Source organism: Pseudomonas sp. CCI3.1 (genome assembly GCF_034313985.1).
Taxonomy (GTDB): Bacteria; Pseudomonadota; Gammaproteobacteria; order Pseudomonadales; family Pseudomonadaceae; genus Aquipseudomonas; species Aquipseudomonas psychrophila.
The window spans coordinates 322,539-342,328 of the sequence record NZ_JAVIWO010000001.1 but is presented as its reverse complement, the minus strand read 5'-3'; the positions used below and the strand labels follow the sequence as shown (position 1 = coordinate 342,328).

The 19,790-nt window shown below is 58.8% G+C and carries 15 protein-coding genes and 1 riboswitch; of the genes, 8 read left to right on the top strand and 7 right to left on the bottom strand.

Features of this window, described 5'->3' with window-relative positions:
- The first annotated feature begins 33 nt into the window (after positions 1–33).
- Together RGV06_RS01345 and RGV06_RS01340 are read left to right on the top strand one after the other, a co-directional pair.
- Positions 34–774 (top strand): hypothetical protein, encoded by a 741-nt coding sequence (locus RGV06_RS01345; RefSeq protein ID WP_048351913.1) that lies wholly within the window; start codon positions 34–36, stop codon positions 772–774.
- Between the two features lie 45 nt (positions 775–819).
- Complete coding sequence (locus RGV06_RS01340; RefSeq protein WP_019827168.1) at positions 820–2,109, top strand: transporter; 1,290 nt, start codon at positions 820–822, stop codon at positions 2,107–2,109.
- Positions 2,110–2,172: 63 nt separating this feature from the next.
- Here the strand turns inward: RGV06_RS01340 and RGV06_RS01335 are convergent, their stop codons facing one another.
- A complete protein-coding gene (locus RGV06_RS01335; RefSeq protein ID WP_019827169.1) occupies positions 2,173–3,498 on the bottom strand; it encodes a sigma-54 dependent transcriptional regulator in 1,326 nt (441 codons plus the stop codon).
- Between the two features lie 331 nt (positions 3,499–3,829).
- Here RGV06_RS01335 and RGV06_RS01330 point away from each other — a divergent pair, with 331 nt between their 5' ends.
- Positions 3,830–4,096 (top strand): hypothetical protein, encoded by a 267-nt coding sequence (locus RGV06_RS01330; RefSeq protein ID WP_016780868.1) that lies wholly within the window; start codon positions 3,830–3,832, stop codon positions 4,094–4,096.
- A 121-nt stretch (positions 4,097–4,217) separates the two neighbouring features.
- On the opposite strand, the gene RGV06_RS01325 is transcribed toward RGV06_RS01330, so the two are convergent.
- The 4 genes from RGV06_RS01325 to cobW all read right to left on the bottom strand — a co-directional run bounded on the left by RGV06_RS01325 (position 4,218) and on the right by cobW (position 10,771).
- Positions 4,218–4,772: a vWA domain-containing protein gene (locus RGV06_RS01325; protein ID WP_019827171.1), complete on the bottom strand. Its 555-nt coding sequence runs from the start codon at positions 4,770–4,772 to the stop codon at positions 4,218–4,220.
- A 98-nt stretch (positions 4,773–4,870) separates the two neighbouring features.
- Positions 4,871–5,878 (bottom strand): ATP-binding protein, encoded by a 1,008-nt coding sequence (locus RGV06_RS01320; RefSeq protein ID WP_019827172.1) that lies wholly within the window; start codon positions 5,876–5,878, stop codon positions 4,871–4,873.
- Between the two features lie 48 nt (positions 5,879–5,926).
- On the bottom strand, positions 5,927–9,697 hold the full coding sequence (gene cobN / locus RGV06_RS01315) for a cobaltochelatase subunit CobN (RefSeq protein ID WP_322149144.1): 3,771 nt from the start codon (positions 9,695–9,697) through the stop codon (positions 5,927–5,929).
- Between the two features lie 3 nt (positions 9,698–9,700).
- Entirely contained in the window at positions 9,701–10,771 is a 1,071-nt protein-coding gene (gene cobW, locus RGV06_RS01310; protein ID WP_019827174.1) for a cobalamin biosynthesis protein CobW, read from the bottom strand.
- 93 nt (positions 10,772–10,864) lie between these two features.
- A riboswitch (cobalamin riboswitch) is annotated at positions 10,865–11,063 on the bottom strand.
- A 213-nt stretch (positions 11,064–11,276) separates the two neighbouring features.
- Here cobW and RGV06_RS01305 point away from each other — a divergent pair.
- A complete protein-coding gene (locus tag RGV06_RS01305; protein ID WP_046810874.1) occupies positions 11,277–12,566 on the top strand; it encodes a glycosyltransferase in 1,290 nt (429 codons plus the stop codon).
- Here RGV06_RS01305 and RGV06_RS01300 read toward each other — a convergent pair whose 3' ends face one another.
- Both RGV06_RS01300 and cobF read right to left on the bottom strand, forming a co-directional pair.
- Positions 12,567–14,534 carry an acyltransferase family protein gene (locus RGV06_RS01300; RefSeq protein ID WP_322149141.1) on the bottom strand — a complete coding sequence of 656 codons (1,968 nt, stop codon included), beginning with the start codon at positions 14,532–14,534 and terminating at the stop codon, positions 12,567–12,569.
- Positions 14,535–14,633: 99 nt separating this feature from the next.
- Entirely contained in the window at positions 14,634–15,389 is a 756-nt protein-coding gene (cobF, locus tag RGV06_RS01295; RefSeq protein ID WP_322149140.1) for a precorrin-6A synthase (deacetylating), read from the bottom strand.
- 95 nt (positions 15,390–15,484) lie between these two features.
- Between cobF and RGV06_RS01290 the strand changes: the two genes are divergently transcribed.
- The 4 genes from RGV06_RS01290 to RGV06_RS01275 all read left to right on the top strand — a co-directional run bounded on the left by RGV06_RS01290 (position 15,485) and on the right by RGV06_RS01275 (position 19,775).
- Positions 15,485–16,420 (top strand): AraC family transcriptional regulator, encoded by a 936-nt coding sequence (locus tag RGV06_RS01290; protein WP_046810876.1) that lies wholly within the window; start codon positions 15,485–15,487, stop codon positions 16,418–16,420.
- 139 nt (positions 16,421–16,559) lie between these two features.
- Positions 16,560–17,870 carry an ABC transporter substrate-binding protein gene (locus RGV06_RS01285; protein ID WP_019827179.1) on the top strand — a complete coding sequence of 437 codons (1,311 nt, stop codon included), beginning with the start codon at positions 16,560–16,562 and terminating at the stop codon, positions 17,868–17,870.
- A 137-nt stretch (positions 17,871–18,007) separates the two neighbouring features.
- Positions 18,008–18,934, top strand: coding sequence for a carbohydrate ABC transporter permease (locus RGV06_RS01280; protein ID WP_322149139.1), 927 nt, complete (start codon positions 18,008–18,010; stop codon positions 18,932–18,934).
- A gap of 7 nt (positions 18,935–18,941) precedes the next feature.
- Positions 18,942–19,775 carry a carbohydrate ABC transporter permease gene (locus RGV06_RS01275; protein WP_037032568.1) on the top strand — a complete coding sequence of 278 codons (834 nt, stop codon included), beginning with the start codon at positions 18,942–18,944 and terminating at the stop codon, positions 19,773–19,775.
- Positions 19,776–19,790: the final 15 nt, after the last annotated feature.

Below are 19,790 nucleotides of genomic sequence, written 5' to 3'. Positions count from 1 at the left end.
TGACTACGGAGCTGCGTGCTCCTGGAGCAGCACATGAACACTCCAATCTGGCTGATTGCAGCCTGCCTTGCGGCCAGTGTGCCCGTTCAGGCCGCATCGACCTTTAAACCGGTCGAATTGAAAGACAATGAAATGGCCGAGTTGCGTGGACGTTATGTCATGCCCGGACGGATCATCAGTTTCGGCATTGTGATGAACAGTACCTGGACCAGCAGTAACGGCGGCGTCGTAGGTGCCAGCACGTCCATGTATGTGCAAAACACCATTGAGCCCAAGTTTTATGTATCGACCTACAGTTCTGCCGGAAATGGCCCCACCGGCTCACCCGGCACCGGGTCGGTGACCGGCGGCGTGGGCTTGTCCACGGGCCAGGGCGTCACCCAGAGCGTGCGTGCTGCAGGTGACTACAACAGCGCTTACAACAATGTCGATATCAATGTGACAGAGGCCAATCAGGCACCTGTGGTTAACCAGCAAGGCGTGTTGTTGGCCGCCAACAGTCCGGTTACCCAGGCTGGCAGTGCAGGTAATTTGACCGTTTCAGCCGTTAATGGAGGCATCCAACTAGCGATTCAGGCCTCCAATAATCAAGGCCAGTCATTGCAACAAATAGCTCAAGGGGGCGTGTTGCAGAGCACAACAGTGTTAGGGGGCGGCAACATGGTTAATAACATGACGCAACTTAATGTGGTGTTGCGCAATAACATGCCAAGTCCCGGCGCGCTCGACTGCAATCTCAGTCAGCTAAAAGGTCTTCGCAACATGGGATATTGAACTAGGCTCTGTCCTACGACTTGGCTTATCTGGACGGCTTATTTCATGCACCGATCGTTTACCTTTCGCGCAGTTGTATGCATGAGCACTATTTTCCCATCAGCCCTGCTGTATGCAGCACCTGGTTCGGACGTAGAGCTACTAAAACAAGAACTCATGGAGCTACGCCAACGTTACGATCAGCAGCAAAAAGCTTTGGCTGTACTCGAGCAGCGTGTTCGTCAAGTTGAAGATCAACCCGCAACGCCTGCCCCACGGCGCCTGGCCAAATCACCAGCCGACATGAAGGGCAACCAAAACGTTGCAGCAGCCAGTACCGGAGCCGTCGCCGCGGGGGGCAGTTCTTACGGATCGGCCCTCAAGGATGACTCCGCACCCGCGCAGAGCGTGGTCAACCTGTATGACGAGGCCAGCGGGTTCTTCGGCGGTGGCAAGTTCAGTTTCGAAACGGGCGTGACCTATTCGCGCTATGACACACGCCAGCTTATCCTCAACGGGTTCCTGGCCCTGGACTCGATCTTTCTGGGCAACCTGAACCTGGACCGGATCAAGGCCGACAACTGGACACTTGATCTCACCGGTCGCTACAACCTGGATAACCGCTGGCAGTTCGACGTTAACGTACCCGTGGTTTACCGTGAGTCGACTTACCAGTCGGGTGGTGCCAACGGCGGCTCTGCGCAAGCAACTTCAGAAGAAACGGTCACCCGCGACCCGACCATTGGCGACGTCAACTTTGGCGTGGCTTACAAGTTTCTCGATGAATCGGCAAACACTCCGGACGCGGTGTTCAGCGTGCGAGTCAAGGCACCCACCGGCAAGGACCCGTTCGGGATCAAGCTGGTTCAGTCGGTTGACAACACCAACGTATTCACTCCCGAAGACCTGCCCACCGGTAATGGCGTGTGGTCGATCAGCCCTGCCATCTCGCTGGTCAAAACCTTCGACCCGGCCGTACTGTTCGGTACTCTTTCGTACACCCACAACCTTGAAGAGTCGTTTGACGACATCAGTTCAACGCAAAACCTCAAACAACCAGGCAAAGTCAAACTCGGTGATAGCTTCCAGATTGGTGCGGGTGTGGCCTTCGCACTCAACGAAAAGATGAGCATGTCGTTCTCGGTGTCTGACCTGATTCAGAAAAAGAGCAAGCTCAAGCAGGATGGCGAGGACTGGCAAACAGTCACTACCAGTGATGCCAACGCGGGTTACTTCAACGTCGGCATGACGGTTGCAGCCACCGACAACCTGACTATCGTGCCCAACCTGTCCATTGGTTTGACTGACGATGCACCGGACTTCACCTTCAGCCTGAAATTCCCTTACTACTTTTAGACCCTTGGCTGATAGTGCGTAAAAAAGCCCGCAGCGTTTGACCGCTGCGGGCTTTTTTGTGGTCTAGCGGATCTGATGCTTGTGCAACAACCGATAAAACGTTGGCCGCGAAACCCCCAAGACCTTGGCTGCCACACTCAGGTTATCACTGTGCCTGTGTAACACCTCACACAGGGCCTGGCGTTCGGCGCGGTCCTTGTACTCTTCAAGCGTGCTCATTTCCCCTACAAACAGCGGACTTGAGTCCAAACCCAGGTCATGGGCCTCGATCTGACGCCCTTCAGCCAAAACCAGCCCGCGGCGTACACGGTTGGCAAGCTCGCGCACATTGCCGGGCCAACCGTGATTGCCCATGGCAATCAATGCATCATCACTGAAAGTACGCGGCCGACGCCCCGTTTCCAGGCTGTAGTAACGGGCAAAGTGACTCGCCAGCATGGCCAGATCACCATGACGCTCACGCAGTGGCGCGGTGATCACTTGCAATACATTGAGCCGGTAGTACAAGTCCTCGCGGAAACGCCCCTTCACGATTGCGGCTTCAAGATCGACATGGGTGGCTGCCAGTACCCTCACATCAACCGGGATTGGCTGACTGCCACCGACCCTTTCAATGTGTTTTTCCTGCAAAAAACGCAACAGATTGGCTTGCAGCTCCAGTGGCAGATCGCCGATTTCATCCAGGAAAAGCGTGCCGCCATTGGCCGCTTCGATCCGCCCGATCTTACGCTGATGAGCGCCCGTGAACGCGCCCTTCTCATGACCGAACAGTTCGGACTGGATCAGATGGTCCGGAATGGAACCGCAATTGATCGCGACAAAAGGTTTGCCATTGCGCTGAGATTGACGATGCAAGGTGCGCGCGACCAGCTCCTTGCCGGTACCGCTTTCACCCCGAATCAATATGGGGGACTGGGTGGGCGCAAATTTGCTCAGGATTTTTCGCAAATCCCGCATGGATCGGCTTTCACCCAGTAGCTCATCTTCCTGGGGCAGAATCAGCGGTGCAGTCTGGCCACGTAAGCAGGCCATGCCAAAGGCTCGGCCAAGCGTGACCTGAACCCGCGAGACATCGAAGGGCAATGTGTGGAAGTCAAAAAACCATTCACAGACAAAATCGCCCACATTCTTCATTTTCAGGACGTCTGGTGTCAGCACCGCAATCCACTCGGTGCCGCTACGGCTGATCATGTCTTTAACGGCTTCGGGGCGCTCAAGGTGGGAAGGCTGAAGTCTGAAGAGGCCAACATCGCAAGAACGATCAACGACACTAGCCAGCGTGCAACTGTCCACCGCCCAGCCTATGGTTCGCAAACCGGGGAGTATTTCATGGCAATCTTCACAGGGATCAACGACCAACAGACGTCGGGGAGATGACATCGTGAGCATGACTGTTCCTTGGCGCCAAAAAAATAAAAAATCAATAAAAACAGTCCTTTGTTCGACCCAAGCGTAACGTTAGCAAGGCTGTGGGAGCTTTCAGGATCTTTTCTTTATATCCCTAATAGCCAATTAAGCTGTGTGCACTCAATTGAATAATTAAAAGGCGGTTTGCAGGCGCAAAAAATTGATTTGGATCAGTTGGGTAAAAAAACTTTTAAAAAAGTAGGAAAAGTGTGTGACCTGATGCCGGTCTGAAGTCATCAGTACAAGTAACCAACCGAACGGTAAGCCCAGCCGACGGTTAATCACTTGATGGGCATACTTGAGAGAAAACCCTATGAACGCCCCGCTCCGTTTCAACGAAGCACTTTTGATTGCCGGCCACGCCTTTGAACCTTTTCAATGCGTTGCCTGGGCTGCACAAGACGGTCATGGCGAGTTGAGCCTGACTGTAATTGACCGAACCAACACCCGCATCGGCCGCAAACAAATCCCGCGCAGCGCTTGCGCAGACGCTGCCCAGCTCGAAAGTCTGTTGGCTCAAGCCCGCGCCGAGATCAGCAGTGAAGGCTACGCCTTGCAGCCGTGGGTAATGCCAGCGTAAAGCTGCTTGATTGCCCCTCCCTTCGGGAAGGGCTTGCTGGCGATGGCCTCAGCGCGTTGTACCTGATACGCCGCGCTGAGGCCATCGCCAGCAACCCCGCCCCCACCGCGGCACTTGGTCTCTAGCCATCAATGTGCAGGTATTGTGCATTCAAATCCGCCGCCAATTGAGGCGCGCGACCGAGACGAATCGGGCCTCGCTCGATATCGATCAACAGCCCCGGGCAATTGAACACGGGCAATACCGGCCAGTCTTTCAAGCGACCATCGGTCAACAGTAGAAAACGCTGTTGCTCCTGCGGGAACTGCTTACGCCGCCGATCAAGCCATTTCTCGACTTCCTGCAAGGCCTGGAGCAACGGTGTACCGCCACCGGCACCCAGCTGTGCCAGCCAGTCATTGAGCGCCGCCGAAGCCTTAACCCCGGTGACCTGCCACACTGGCGAACTACCGCTGGCAGTCATTACGGCCACCCGGGCACGCTGGCGATACGCATCCTCGAACAACTGGGCAAGCAGCCCCTTGGCATCACTCAAGGCCTGATGCCGCCGGGTTGAAGCCGATGCATCCACCACCACCAGCCACAGTTCCTGCGCTGCACTGTGCCGGGTTTTATGAACCAGGTCAGCGCGCTGGCGTGGGCGGCCACGGAGCAAGGTTTGCACCCAGTCGATCATCCCGCTGCGGGCACTGCGGCTAGCACCCTGCTTGCCCGTTGCGAGATGCCCGGCCCGGGGTCTGGCATCCGCCCCCGTATCAGATCGGGGACGAATGCCTAGGGCTTTTTTGGCCAGCTCGGCACTTCACGACGCGCACCCATGGCCTGGGCCTGGGCAGGCAACTCGCCCCACTGGCCCTGGCCAGAACCGGACGAAGCGTGACTGGATTGAGGCTGTGATTGCGGCTGCTCTGGCGTCGGCGCCTGCCCCGTCTGCTCGCGACGTCGATGGCGCAAGGCAAACTCGGCCACGGCATCGATATCGTCCAGGCTAATGGCAGTGGCACCGCGCCATGCGGCATGGGCTCGTGCAGCACGCAGCCAGACCAAATCGGCACGCATGCCGTCCACCGCAGCTGCAAAACAGCGCTCGGCGATCACCGCGAGCGATTGATCATCCAGGGCGATTCCGTTCAGCAACTCCCGGGCATGCTGGCAGCGCTGGCGCAACGCCCTTTGCGCCTCTTCCCACTGCGCGCAAAACCCGTGCGGGTCAGCATCAAAGGCCAGACGACGACGAATGATTTCTCCACGTTCGGACGGTTGCGGCTGGCCGCTCATGGCTACATTAAGCCCAAAACGGTCGAGTAACTGGGGGCGCAACTCGCCTTCTTCCGGGTTCATGGTGCCAATCAGCACAAAGCGGGCAGAGTGGCGATGGGAAATGCCATCGCGCTCGACCACATTGGTACCGCTTGCGGCCACATCCAGCAGCACATCCACTAGATGGTCTGCGAGTAAATTCACTTCGTCGACATACAGCACGCCACCGTCGGCCTTGGCCAACACACCCGGTGAGAACTGCGCCTTGCCTTGCCCGAGTGCGGCGTCCAGATCGAGGGTGCCGACCAGTCGCTCTTCAGTAGCCCCCAAAGGCAAGGTCACGAACTGGCCGCTGGCGAGCAGATCTGCCAGCCCACGGGCAAGGGTAGATTTAGCCATGCCGCGGGGACCTTCAATCAGCACGCCGCCAATCCTGGGGTCGATGGCCGTGAGGCACAGCGCAAGTTTCAACGAGTCCGCGCCGACCACCGCCGATAACGGGAAATGCGGGGTGTCAGTCATGTTTTCGGATTCCAAATCGTAGAATGTTGATCGACTTCAAAAAGCCCTTCACTCTTCTTCTATATCCAGCAGCAAGTTTTCCAGTGCCGCCTGATATTCCCCGGGCTCACTCCAAAGGCCGCGCTGCTGAGCCTCCAGCAAGCGCTCGGTCATGTCACGCAAAGCGTGCGGGTTGTGCTCGCGAACAAACTCGCGGGTATCAGGGTCCAGCAGGTAGGCATCCGCCAGCAAGGCGTATTGATGGTCGTCGATCAAATGCGTGGTGGCATCGAACGCAAACAGGTTGTCCAGGGTCGCGGCCATTTCGAACGCGCCTTTATAACCGTGGCGCTTGACCCCGTCGATCCATTTCGGATTGGCTGCCCGGGAGCGGATTACCCGGTTCAACTCCTCCTTGAGGGTGCGAATCTTCGGCAAGTCCGGCTGGCTGTGATCACCGTGATAGCTGGCTGCAGCCTCCCCGCGCAACGTCTCCACAGCGGCCAGCATGCCGCCCTGGAACTGGTAGTAATCATTGGAATCAAGCAGGTCGTGTTCGCGATTATCCTGGTTTTGTACCACAGCCTGCATCTGCCCCAGACGCTGGGCAAACTGGCCGCGGGCCGCCGTGCCTTCATCGGCGACACCATAGGCATAACCGCCCCAGTTGAGGTACACCTGGGCCAGGTCATCTCGGCTTTGCCACACACGGCCATCAATCGCGTTCTGCACCCCGGCACCATAGGCGCCTGGCTTGGCGCCAAACACCCGCCAGCCCGCCTGGCGCGCGGCCAGTTCGGGTGACAGTCCATCGCGCTCCAGCTGTTCACGCTCGCTGCGTACCTTGGCCGCCAGCGGGTTTAGATCATCCGGGTCATCCAGTGCCGCCACGGCTTGCACGGCGGCATCGAACAGGCGAATCAGATTGGCAAACGCATCGCGGAAAAACCCCGAAACCCGCAAGGTCACGTCAACCCGTGGACGGTCCAGAAGGCTTGCCGGCAGAATTTCAAAGTCATCCACTCGCTGGCTGCCGGTGGCCCATACCGGGCGTACGCCCATCAGCGCCATGGCCTGGGCGATATCATCACCGCCCGTACGCATGGTCGCCGTGCCCCATACCGACAAGCCAAGCTGGCGCAGATGGTCGCCGTGATCCTGCAAATGGCGCTCAAGAATAAGGTTTGCTGACTGAAAGCCGATTCGCCAGGCCGTCGTGGTCGGCAGGTTGCGCACATCCACTGAAAAAAAGTTGCGACCCGTGGGCAGCACATCGAGTCGCCCGCGACTCGGCGCACCACTGGGCCCTGCCGGTACAAAGCGTCCCTCAAGGGCATCGAGCAGACCCTGCATCTCGGCGGGGCCGCAGGCATCCAGACGCGGCGCGACGACTTCAAGCAGCGCGTCGAAAATCCCCCTGACCTCGACCCATTGCTCGGTGCTAGGCAATTTCAGCGAGCCCTCCAACGCCTGTTCGATCAACTGCGCCGCATAAAGCTCCAGCCGCTCGCGGGTGTCCCCCGCCGTACGCCAACGCTCATCGGTGACGGCTTGCAACACAGCGGGCTGACGCGCAGTCCAGGGCTCGGCCAGTGCGCAGTCCAGCGGATCGAAGCCCAGCTCGAAAGCCTTGGCCAGCGCCCGCAGAATGCTCGATTGCGCGCCACGACCATCGCCGCGAGGGATGCGCAACAACGCCAGCAAGGTGTCGATGCGCAAGCGCCCGGCCGGCGACTCGCCAAAAATATGCAGCCCATCGCGGATTTGTGACTCTTTGAGATCGCACAGATAGGTGTCCAGCCGGGGTAGCCAGATCGCCGCGTCAGCGTCGCTGTCCAGCTTCTCGTCCAGTTGCAGCTCGCGGTCGATACGGGTTTCACGCACCAGGGCGAGAATGTCCCGTTGCAACTCACGGGCGCGTCGGGGGTCGAGCAACTGCGCTTCGTAATATTCGTCGGCCAGCAACTCCAGATCACGCAGCGGCCCGTAGGTTTCAGCACGGGTCAGCGGCGGCATCAAATGGTCGATGATCACCGCTTGGGTGCGACGCTTGGCCTGGGCGCCTTCGCCTGGGTCATTGACGATAAAGGGGTAGACGTTGGGCATCGGCCCCAGAATTGCATCCGGCCAGCAGTTTTCGGACAGTCCGACGCCCTTGCCGGGCAGCCACTCCAGATTGCCGTGCTTGCCCACATGCACCACAGCGTGGGCACCATAGGTGTTGCGCAGCCAGAAGTAGAACGCCAGATAGCCGTGTGGCGGCACCAGATCCGGATCGTGATACACCGCACTGGCATCGACCTGATAACCTCGCGCCGGCTGGATGCCGACAAAGGTCAGGCCAAAACGCAGACCGGCGATCATCAGCCGCCCACTGCGAAACATCGGATCATTTTGCGGCTCGCCCCAACGCTCAATCACCGCCTGGCGATTGACCTGGGGCAATCCATTGAACATCGCCAGGTACTCATCCAGCCCCAGGCTTTGCATGCAGGGGCGGAGATCGAGAGTGTCCAGGTCATTGCTGACGCCCCCCAACAAAGCCTGTATCAACGCGGTGCCGGTCTCGGGCAGCTCGCAGTCCACGGGATACCCCTGAGCCTGCAAGGCACGCAGAATATTCAATGCCGCCGCCGGAGTATCCAGCCCCACACCGTTGCCGATCCGGCCATCGCGGGTCGGATAGTTGGCCAGAATCAGTGCAATCCTTTTTTGCGGGTTCGCCACACGGCTCAACTCAACCCATCGCCGCGCCAGTTCTGCGACAAAATCCATACGCTCGGGATGGGCGCGATAACACACCACATCCGACTGACTGCGTTCGCTGCGCCATGCCAGATCCTTGAAGCTGATCGCACGGCTGATGATTCGCCCATCCAGTTCAGGCAAGGCGATATGCATCGCCAGGTCACGTGGCCCCAGCCCTTGGTCGCTAGCTTGCCAGCCGGGCTCGTTGTCCTGGGCACAAATGGCCTGGATCACCGGGATATTGCGGCGAAACGGGCGCAAATGCGGGGCTTCCGGGCTCGACTGGGCAAAACCGGTTGTGTTGAGGATCACCCCGGCGTCAACGTCGTCCAGCAGGTCCTGAACCACCGCCAGGCAGCCAGGTTCCTTGAGGCTGGCCACGGCAATCGGCAAAGGGTTGAGCCCGGCGGCCTGAAGGCGCTGGCAAAACACATCGACAAAACCGGTATTGGCCGCCTGCAAGTGCGAGCGATAGAACAACAGCGCCGCCACGGGTTGCCCGACGAGCCATTGGGCCTGCCAGTCCTTGAGTTGAGCGTTGGTGTGCTGCGGATGATAAATCGCGGTGCGCGGCAGGGTCTGCGGCTCATCCCATGCATAATCGCGGCCCAGCCATTGACTGGCCAGGTAGCGATAGAGCTGCTGGGCGTTATGCCGCCCGCCCTGGCGCAAAAAGTGCCACAGACGCTCGCCCTGTTCGGCCGGGACGGTGCTCAGCGCGCTGAGTTCCGGGTCGGGACGGTCGTCGCCGGGTACCAGAATCAGGGTGACACCACGCTCAGCCAACTGCACCAGGCGCTCGATGCCGTAGCGCCAATAGCCGATGCCGCCGTGCAGCGACAGCAAAATCACCTTGGCGTGTTGCAGCACCTGATCGACATACAAGTCGACCGAGCCATGGTTTTGCACCTGCATCGGATTGGCCAGACGCAGGCTTGGATAATCTTCAGGCAACTGCTGTGCCGCTTCGGCAAGCAGTGCCAGGCTTGAATCACCACTGCACAGGATCACCAGCTCGGCGGGGGTCTGCCCCAAGTCGGCAATATTGTCATCCGATACAAAGCCACCGGGCTGGGTCCTGAGCAAATGCATGACTTATACGCTCAACGCTGTGCGCAGGGTGGATTCGAGCAGTGCTGCGTCGAGGTCCTGACCGATCAGCACCAGCTTGGTGGTGCGCGCTTCGTCACGGCCCCAGGCGCGGTCGAAGTGCTTGTCAAAGCGCGTGCCCACACCCTGAATCAGCAGGCGCATCGGCTTGCCCGGGATCGCCGCAAAGCCCTTGACCCGCAGAATGCCGTGCTTGACCACCAACTGGGTCAGCGCTTCCATCAGTACACGCTCCTCGCCCTCCGGCAGCTCGATGGAAATCGAGTCGAAAGCGTCGTGGTCGTGGTCGTCGTGGTCATCATCGCCGTCGTGGTGATGGTCATGGTGGCTGTGGCGGCCATCGATATGATCTTCAGAGCCTGCGCCCAGACCCAGCAACACGTCCAACGGCAAGCGGCCGCTGCTGGCTTCAATGATCTTGACTGCTGGCGGCAGTTCTTCAGCCACTTCGGCGCGCACTTTTGCCAGGTCTTCAGGGCTGATCAGGTCGGCCTTGTTGAGGATCACCAGATCAGCACTGGCCAGTTGATCAGCGAACAGCTCGTGCAGCGGCGACTCATGGTCCAGGTTCGGATCAAGCTTGCGCTGGGCATCAACCTGGTCCGGGAACGCGGCAAAGGTGCCAGCGGCCACGGCCGGGCTGTCGACCACGGTAATCACCGCATCCACGGTGCAGGCGCTGCGGATTTCTGGCCACTGGAAGGCTTGCACCAACGGTTTTGGCAGAGCCAGACCGGAGGTTTCGATCAGGATATGGTCGATATCGCCACGACGAGCAACCAGTTCACGCATGACCGGGAAGAACTCTTCCTGCACGGTGCAGCACAGGCAGCCGTTGGCCAGCTCGTACACACGACCGTTGGCTTCTTCTTCGGTGCAGCCGATGGTGCACTGCTTGAGGATCTCTCCATCGATGCCCAGCTCGCCGAATTCATTGACGATCACGGCAATGCGACGGCCCTGGGCGTTATCGAGCATGTGGCGCAGCAACGTGGTTTTGCCCGAACCGAGAAACCCGGTAACGATCGTAACGGGGGTTTTGGCCAGTGTTTTCATCGGATGCCCTTGTGCTAAGCGGCGGGCATACGGGACGACGACCGCAGGCAGTGCGCGGTCAGTCTTCGCCACCGGATCACCCCGCCCGGTTGAAGTAAGAATCTGTCACGAGGCAGGTCTCCTGGCTTACGGCTGGGCATCAGTCTGAGCTGAGCCCTACCCTGCGCCTTCCCGCGTATTCAGCAGTGGCGTAGCAAGGTAAATGACCGTTTACAGTTGCGGGGGCAGCCGCGGCATACCGCGTTCCCTTCTTAGCTTCGCGTTGCGAAGAACCTCGAACGCGCAAGGCTACGCAGTGCGTTGTAACAGGTCAACTGACTACTGTGGGAGCCAGCCTGCTGGCGATGGCATCATTGCGGTGTATCTGCAACACCTCACCGCCTGCATCGCTGGCAGGCCAGCTTCCGCAGGAATCGCGCAAAACCTGACTGCAGGGATCGGTGCTGCATGCACTTGTGTTCTAATTGCCACCTTTTTTTAGCCGCCTTGCTTCAAGGATCTGCCCATGCCCTCCACCTGCCCGACCCGCGTCCTGATCATTGGTTACGTGTGGCCCGAACCGCGCTCTTCGGCGGCGGGCGGGCACATGATGCAAATCATCGAGAGTTTCTTGCAGCAAGGCTGGCAGATCACGTTCAGCAGCCCGGCCGGGATTGGCGAGCACAAGGCCGACCTTGCAGCGCTAGGCATCGACGAAGTCACGATCGAGCTCAATAACAGCAGCTTTGATGCCTTTATCACCGAACTGGCCCCGGATATCGTGCTGTTCGACCGTTTCATGATGGAGGAGCAATTCGGCTGGCGCGTCGAGAAGCATTGCCCCCAAGCCTTGCGCGTGCTGGAAACCTCCGATCTGCAAAGCCTGCGCGATGCCCGTCACCTGCAACTCAAGGCGCGGCTCAAGCAAAACACCGAGCAGGACGATTTCAGCAGCCTGTTCGCCCCGGCGCAGCGCGACACTTTTGAGCAGATGGCCGACGCCGACCTGGCCCAACGGGAGATTGCCGCGATCTATCGCAGTGACCTGAACCTGATGATTTCAGAATACGAGATCGATCTGCTGGTCGAGCAGTTCAACGTGCCCAAGGCCCTGCTGCACTGGTGCCCGCTGATGGTCGACAGCGTGCCTGAGGCGTTCGTGCCGTATGAACAGCGTCAGCACTTTTTAAGCATCGGCAATTTTCGCCACGCGCCGAACTGGGATGCCGTGCTGTGGATGAAGACCCATGTGTGGCCCTTGATCCGCCAGCAACTGCCCGCCGCCCAACTGCATGTCTACGGCGCCTACACACCGCCCAAGGCCACCGCATTGCATAACCCGGCTCAGGGTTTTAACGTGCTCAACTGGGCAGAAGACGCACTCGAAGTGATGAGCAATGCCCGTGTTTGCATGGCCCCGCTGCGTTTTGGCGCAGGTATCAAGGGCAAAATCGCCGATGCCATGCTGTGCGGTACCCCCAACGTCACCACGCCCGTGGGCGCCGAGGGCATGCACGGTGATCTGCCGTGGGCCGGTGCCATCGAGCAGAGTGCCAGCGCAATCGCGGCGGCTGCGGTCGAGCTGTACCAGAACCCCGAGGCCTGGCATCAGGCCCAACGCAATGGCCAGGCGCTGCTTGAAGCGCGCTACCTGCAAGGGGTACACGGCCCGGCGCTGGTTGCGCGCATCCAAGGGTGCCGCGCTGAACTTGAGCAGCATCGGCGTAACAACTTCACCGGGGCGATGCTGCGACATCACCAGCACAAAAGTACCCAATACATGTCGCAGTGGATCGAAGCCAAGAATCGCCTCTGACTAACTGCGCCTCCAGATACTCAGCAGAACGGCTCTGAAGGACGGCTCAAGCACCCGGTTTCCGTGGCCACTGAGATGGTTCGAGTCAAAAAACAGTGGCAGGCCGTTGGTGTCATAGGCCGAACATACCGCTCCAGGACATAAAAACGGGAACGGGTCCCAGACGGTCAGGCTGGGGTACTCGCGTTGCAACTGGTCAAGCAGCTGCATTTGTGGTGCGCGCAAGCGTTCGAGCTGCCAGCCTTCTACCGTCAGGCCAGCTGCGCACACTGGATTCATTCGATTGAACCAGTCAGAACAGCGATTGGGGGGGGCCCTGAACAGCGGTTTGGGCGCATCCATCAGTATCTGGATTTTGGCGGCTGTCAGCCTGGCCAGCACAACCTCAGCGGACCTTCGGGCCGCATCATGGTTCTCTACTGTCTGCAGGGACAGCGCCTGCTCAAAAGCTACATTTACCATTTCCGGCATTCTCAAGGATGCCAGAAAGACAATGTCCCCCGGATTGGCTTTGCTCTCGATATCTCGCAAGTCGGCTTCCTGACGAACTGCGCAGCTCGCCGGATCACCAGCCATCAGACTCACCACACTGCACCCGCCCTGCTCGTACTCCACCACCTTGATCCCGAGTTTCAGCGACACGCTGTTAAGCAGCGTTCGGTAGGCCGCCGTATGTGAATCCCCGATCACAAAAAGCTGCCGTCCGTTAACCTGCGGGTCCTCGATCTTTAGCACGTCTTCCCTTGGGTAATGCCTATAGGCATACCAGGTGTAGGTGTCACGGGTTTGGCTCAGGGATAACTGCTCAGTGTTGTCCGCCACCCAAAACGCCGACCACCAGAGCAGGATCACAGCGCTGAAACTGAAGGCGAATGTACTCCAGGCCTGGCGCTGCCACGCTGATTTACCGGTGCGCACGGGGATTTCGATCCAGTGATAGGAGGCTGCCGCCAGCGCCATCACCACCACCGGATACACTAACTGGACGACCAGCAGCTCTGTCCCCGTGGTCCAGCGTAAAAACACCGCAACGGGCCAGTGCCACAAATACAGGGAAAACGACAAACGACCGATGTAGGTCACCCACGGCGCCTGCAGTAGGCGCTGCAACGGCGAGCCGTAACCATCGGCAGGGAGTGCCAGCGCAGCGATCATCAGCACCGCCCCCAGCACCGTCGCTATCGCCCACGGGAAAGGGAAGTCTTGGCCTTCGGCATACACAAACCCTGCCAGTACCAGTGCCAGACCGCTTGCCAGCAGCAGGCTTGCAAGCGGTCTGGAGCGCAGTGAAGCGCGCCGCGTCGCTATCAGTTGGAACAATATGGCGCCCGCGGCCAGCTCCCAGAACCGGCCAGGAAGCAAGTAAAAGGCCGAGAGCTGATCGGTTTTTGTCTCCAGGGCACTGGTCACCAGCGAGGCGATGGCCAATACCGGCAGCACGGCCCACACCAGAGCGCTGTTTTTATTAAAACGAAGCCACAGGAAATACAGCACCGGGAAGACCACGTAATACTGCTCTTCAACCCCTAGCGACCAGGTATGCAAAAACGGGTTGAGCTCGGCGCCCGGAGAAAAGTAGGTATCGGGATTCCAGGCCAGCACGACATTACTGACCCCAAAAAAGGCCGCCAGCCCTGTACGACTGTTCTGTTCACTTAGCCAGGACTGAGGCACAAACAGGGCCGACACCAGGAAAGTGACCACCAGCACAACCAACAGCGCCGGCAAAATACGCAACAGCCGGCGCCTATAAAACGCTTTCAAATAGTCGACAAAACCCGAATGCCCCCGGTCGCAAAGGGACTGGCTGATCACATAACCCGAGATCACGAAGAACAGGTCGACCCCGGTGAAGCCACCGGGGAGCACGTTCAGAAAGTCGGCATGAAAAAGGATTACAGCGATAACGGCGATGGCGCGCAGCCCATCTATTGCCGGGAGGTAAGCCGGGGAAACTTTACGCATCATCGTATTTCCTGCTTTTTGTTTTTCGTCTGAATCGCGAAAGCTACCTCCCACCCAGAATTGACACCGTAATCACGATCCGACTTTGATGTAGGAATCATGTCAATCTACAGGCCGTCTTCTTAGCAGATACGTGTCCATCACCCAGCCTTTGCGCTTTCTGGCCGCGCTGCGGCTCTGCTTGATGTGCTCGCAGACGTCAGCCAGCTTGCCCGCAATCAGGATCTCGTCTGCTGTGCCGATGTAAGCGCCCCAGTAAATGTCGACGTCTTCATCGACGAAGGCCTCGAAGGCACAGTGGGCGTCGAGCATGACCACCACGTTGTCCAGGTCCTGAGCCGTCAGGCGACGCCCCGTGGTGATGCGAATCGGTTGGCCAATATCATTCAGGGGAATCCGATGGCGGGCGGCCAGCGCCTGCACGCTGCTGATGCCCGGGATCACCTGGTAGTCGAAATCGGTGCAACCGTTGGCCCGCACCCGATCCAGGATACGCAAGGTGCTGTCATACAGCCCCGGTTCGCCCCACAGCAAAAACGCTCCGCACTCGCCGTCGGCCAGTTCGTGATCAATCAACTGCGCAAACACGCACGCCCGCTGCTCATGCCAGTCTTCTACGCCCTGGGTATACGAGGGCGTTGAACTGTCGCGCCTGGGGTCGTTAACCTGTACCACCCGATAACGCGGCTCGCGGATGTAGCGCTCGCATATTTCCAGACGCAGACGCACCAGATCGTCAGTGGTCTGGCCCTTGTCCAGAACAAAGAACACGCAGGCCCGGTTCAACGCATTGATCGCCTGCACGGTGATGTGCTCCGGATCGCCTGCCCCCATGCCTATCAACAACAGTGTCTTCATTGCCCTTTATCCTTTGTCTGGCCGTAACGTCGCTGGCAGGAAGTATGAGAAGACGTCATCATCGGCTCAACAAGAACCTTTGAGCAGACAGGCCCATGACTCGACTCGCCAGAGCTACAGACCCGTCTTATGAATTGATGGACGACCACAATGGCTTGTCGATTATTTATCGTCAGCATGGTTTCCCATGCCCTCTGGTTCGCTGGCATTTTCACAAGGAGTACGAGCTGCACCTGATTGTGGCCAGCAGCGGCAAAGTGTTTGTCGGCGACTATATTGGCAATTTCCACCCGGAGTCCTTGTTCCTCACCGGCCCCAACCTGCCCCACAACTGGATCAGCCAGGTGGCCGAAGGCGAAGTGGTTGCCACGCGCGACATGCTGGTGAACTTCACCGATGAGTTGCTCGATAACGCCGCTTCGGTGTTCACCGAACTTAAGACCCTGACGCCGATGCTGGAACGCGCCCACTACGGCATCGAGTTTCGTTGCAAAACCACAATCCGCAAGGCCATGGACCTGATGCAGAGCATTGCCAGCGCCACGGGCGTTACCCGCCTGGGACATTTTTTGATCCTGCTGGAGCTGCTGGCAGAGTGTGATGACTATCAGTTGTTGTCCGGTGTTACCTGCGGGCAGCTGGCAGACGAGCACACCATAGACCGTACCAACCGGGCCGTTGACTACATATTCAGCCACTACGCCCGTGAACTGCCCCTCGAAGAAGTCGCCGAGTACATGGGCATGAAACCCACCTACTTTTCACGGGTGTTCAAGCAGGCCACCGGGCGCTGCTTCATCGAGTTCGTCAATCGCTTGCGAATCAGCAAGTCCTGCGAGCTGCTCGCCGATGGCGAAAAACCCGTCACTGACGTGTGTTTCGAGTCCGGTTTCAACAATATTTCCAACTTCAACCGCCGGTTTCAGCAGCTAAAAGGCATGACTCCATCACACTATCGGCGTCTGGCAGTGCAGCGTTTGACCGAGCAAAACCAGCCGGGACTGACTGAACGTCTGCGCAGTGCAAAATAGTATCGGTTTGAGTGTTGCCAGTGATTTGTCACGACGGTGATTGAGGGCTGTAATCCGCCCAGGCGCTTGCTCCATGCGAGCCGCTATAAAAACAATAACCGTCCTTCAGAAGCCTCAGGCCAATGAAGTGGAGTGCTCAATGAATATTCCTGTCAAAGCGTTATGTGTCGCTACGTGCATGACCCTCAGCGGTTTGAGCCTGGGCGCGCAAACCCTGACCATCGCCACGGTCAACAACAGCGACATGATCCGCATGCAAAAGCTGGCGAAAACCTTCGAGAGCGAGCACCCCGACATCAAGCTCAAGTGGGTGGTGCTGGAAGAAAACGTCTTGCGCCAACGGCTGACTACGGACATTGCCACCCAGGGCGGCCAGTTCGACGTGCTCACCATCGGCATGTACGAAGCCGCACTGTGGGGAGCCAAAGGCTGGCTCGAACCCATGACCGACCTGCCGGCCACCTACGCCATTGAGGATGTCTTCCCTTCGGTACGCGACGGTTTGTCAGTCAAGGGCACGCTCTACGCCCTGCCGTTCTATGCCGAAAGCTCAATGACCTATTACCGCACCGACCTGTTCAAGGACGCGGGCTTGACCATGCCCGAGCACCCTACATGGGAGCAGATCGCCGAGTTCGCCAAAACCCTGAACAAACCGGACCAGGAGCAGTACGGGATTTGCCTGCGCGGCAAAGCGGGCTGGGGCGAAAACATGGCGTTGATCAGCACCATCGCCAACGCCTACGGAGCGCGCTGGTTCAACGAACAGTGGCAACCTGAGTTCACCGGCCCCGAGTGGAAGAACGCCCTCAACTTTTACGTCAATACCATGAAGGCCTCGGGCCCACCGGGCGCTACCAGCAACGGCTTCAACGAAAACCTGGCGCTGTTCAACAGCGGCAAATGTGCAATTTGGGTCGATGCCAGTGTCGCCGGTTCGTTTGTCACCGACAGCAGTCAGAGCAAAGTGTCCGATCACGTCGGCTTCACCTTCGCCCCGCAGGCGGTCACCGACAAAGGCAGTGCCTGGCTCTACTCCTGGGCGCTGGCGATCCCCACCAGTTCCAAAGCCAAGGACGCCGCCAAAACCTTCAGCACCTGGGCCACCTCCAAGGAATATGGCGCGCTGGTTGCCGAAAAAGACGGCATCGCCAATGTTCCGCCGGGCACCCGGTCATCGACCTACAGCGACGCTTACCTCAAGGCAGCGCCGTTTGCCAAAGTCACCCTCGATTCCCTGAAAGTCGCCAACCCCAACGACCCTACGCTCAAGCCTGTGCCCTATGTGGGTATTCAACTGGTGACCATCCCCGAGTTCCAGGCGGTGGGCACCCAGGTCGGCAAACTGTTCAGCGCCGCCCTGATCGGCCAGACCACGGTGGACCAAGCGCTGGCAGCCGCCCAGCAAACCACCGAACGCGAAATGAAACGGGCGGGTTATCCCAAATAGCAGTACCTGCATCCAACCTTGGCTTGCGCAAGGCTCAAGCTCTGTAGGCGCTGAAGTTCCTGTGGGAGCGAGCCTGCTCGCGAATGGCCTTCGCGAGCAGGCTCGCTCCCACTAAAAGCAATTCAGGTGTATTCACGATGACGACTTCAACTGTTATAGCCGCGGTCGACGTTGCGCCTGCGGCGCGCCGATCGCGGCTGTTCAACCCGGGCTGGTTTCTGGTCACGCCTTCAGTGGCGCTCTTGCTGCTGTGGATGATCGTGCCACTGGGCATGACCCTCTATTTCTCGCTGATCCGCTACAACCTGCTGTACCCCGGTGAAAACCAGTTTGTGGGGCTGGAAAATTTCACCTACTTCCTCACCGACTCCGGTTTCTTGCCCGGAGCGTCCAATACCCTGTTGCTGGTAGGCAGTGTCTTGCTGATCAGCGTGGTGCTCGGCGTATTGATCAGCGCCCTGCTTGAAGCCAGTGAGTTCATGGGCCGCGGCATCGTGCGGGTGCTGTTGATCTCACCGTTCTTCATCATGCCCACGGTGAGCGCGCTGATCTGGAAAAACCTGATTTTCCATCCTGTGTCCGGCGTGCTGGCCGCCGTGTGGAAGCTGTTCGGCGCTCAACCTGTCGACTGGCTCGCGCACTACCCGTTGCTGTCGATCATCATCATTGTGTCGTGGCAATGGCTGCCCTTCGCAATCCTGATTCTCATGACCGCCATGCAGTCGCTGGACCAGGAACAAAAAGAAGCCGCCCGACTGGATGGCGCCGGGCCTATTGCGATTTTCTGGCACCTGACTCTGCCCCATCTGGCGCGCCCCATTGCCGTTGTGGTGATGATTGAAACCATCTTCCTGCTGTCGGTCTTCGCCGAGATCTTTACCACCACCAACGGTGGTCCGGGCTATGCGTCGACCAACCTGGCGTACCTGATCTACAACCAGGCGCTGGTGCAGTTCGATGTGGGCATGGCCTCGGCCGGAGGCTTGATCGCCGTCGTCATCGCCAATATCGCGGCCATCATTCTGGTGCGCATGCTCGGCAAAAACCTGACTGACAAGCCGTGAGGGCCCAGTGATGACTCTTCAACAATCCCGCCGCCTGCAAAGCCTGCTGCTCGGCACCCTGGCCTGGGCCATCGCCATCCTGATCTTCTTTCCGATCTTCTGGATGGTGCTGACCAGCTTTAAAACCGAGCTGGATGCATTTGCCACGCCGCCACAGTTCATCTTTACCCCGACCCTGGAAAACTACCTGCACATCGAGGATCGCAGCGGTTACTTCCACTTTGCCTGGAACTCGGTCGTGATCTCGTTCACCGCAACCGCCCTGTGCATGCTGATCGCGATTCCGGCGGCCTATTCGATGGCGTTCTACGAAACCAAGCGCACCAAAGGCACGCTGCTGTGGATGCTCTCCACCAAAATGCTGCCGCCCGTGGGCGTATTGATGCCGATCTACCTCCTGGCCAAGACCTTCGGCCTGCTCGATACCCGCACGGCGCTGATCATCATCTACACCCTGATCAACCTGCCGATCGTGGTGTGGATGATTTACACCTACTTCAAGGACATCCCCAAGGACATCCTCGAAGCCGCCCGCCTTGACGGTGCCACTCTGTGGCAAGAGGTGGTTCGTGTGCTGCTGCCCATCAGCAAGGGCGGTCTGGCCTCAACCCTGCTGTTGTCGTTGATCCTGTGCTGGAACGAGGCCTTCTGGTCGCTGAACCTGACCTCGTCCAGTGCGGCGCCACTGACTGCGCTGATCGCGTCCTACTCAAGCCCCGAAGGCCTGTTCTGGGCCAAGTTGTCAGCGGTGTCGACACTGGCCTGCGCGCCCATCCTGATTTTCGGCTGGATCAGCCAGAAGCAACTGGTACGCGGCTTGTCCTTCGGCGCGGTTAAATAACAATAATGACTGGAG

What these genes read in the sequence shown, in the direction of transcription:
- RGV06_RS01345 (WP_048351913.1), top strand. Translation starts at nt 34, where the DNA reads ATGAACACTCCAATCTGGCTGATTGCAGCCTGCCTTGCGGCCAGTGTG.
- RGV06_RS01340 (WP_019827168.1), top strand. Translation starts at nt 820, where the DNA reads ATGCACCGATCGTTTACCTTTCGCGCAGTTGTATGCATGAGCACTATT.
- RGV06_RS01335 (WP_019827169.1), bottom strand. Translation starts at nt 3,498, where the DNA reads ATGCTCACGATGTCATCTCCCCGACGTCTGTTGGTCGTTGATCCCTGT.
- RGV06_RS01330 (WP_016780868.1), top strand. Translation starts at nt 3,830, where the DNA reads ATGAACGCCCCGCTCCGTTTCAACGAAGCACTTTTGATTGCCGGCCAC.
- RGV06_RS01325 (WP_019827171.1), bottom strand. Translation starts at nt 4,772, where the DNA reads ATGATCGACTGGGTGCAAACCTTGCTCCGTGGCCGCCCACGCCAGCGC.
- RGV06_RS01320 (WP_019827172.1), bottom strand. Translation starts at nt 5,878, where the DNA reads ATGACTGACACCCCGCATTTCCCGTTATCGGCGGTGGTCGGCGCGGAC.
- cobN (WP_322149144.1), bottom strand. Translation starts at nt 9,697, where the DNA reads ATGCATTTGCTCAGGACCCAGCCCGGTGGCTTTGTATCGGATGACAAT.
- cobW (WP_019827174.1), bottom strand. Translation starts at nt 10,771, where the DNA reads ATGAAAACACTGGCCAAAACCCCCGTTACGATCGTTACCGGGTTTCTC.
- RGV06_RS01305 (WP_046810874.1), top strand. Translation starts at nt 11,277, where the DNA reads ATGCCCTCCACCTGCCCGACCCGCGTCCTGATCATTGGTTACGTGTGG.
- RGV06_RS01300 (WP_322149141.1), bottom strand. Translation starts at nt 14,534, where the DNA reads ATGATGCGTAAAGTTTCCCCGGCTTACCTCCCGGCAATAGATGGGCTG.
- cobF (WP_322149140.1), bottom strand. Translation starts at nt 15,389, where the DNA reads ATGAAGACACTGTTGTTGATAGGCATGGGGGCAGGCGATCCGGAGCAC.
- RGV06_RS01290 (WP_046810876.1), top strand. Translation starts at nt 15,485, where the DNA reads ATGACTCGACTCGCCAGAGCTACAGACCCGTCTTATGAATTGATGGAC.
- RGV06_RS01285 (WP_019827179.1), top strand. Translation starts at nt 16,560, where the DNA reads ATGAATATTCCTGTCAAAGCGTTATGTGTCGCTACGTGCATGACCCTC.
- RGV06_RS01280 (WP_322149139.1), top strand. Translation starts at nt 18,008, where the DNA reads ATGACGACTTCAACTGTTATAGCCGCGGTCGACGTTGCGCCTGCGGCG.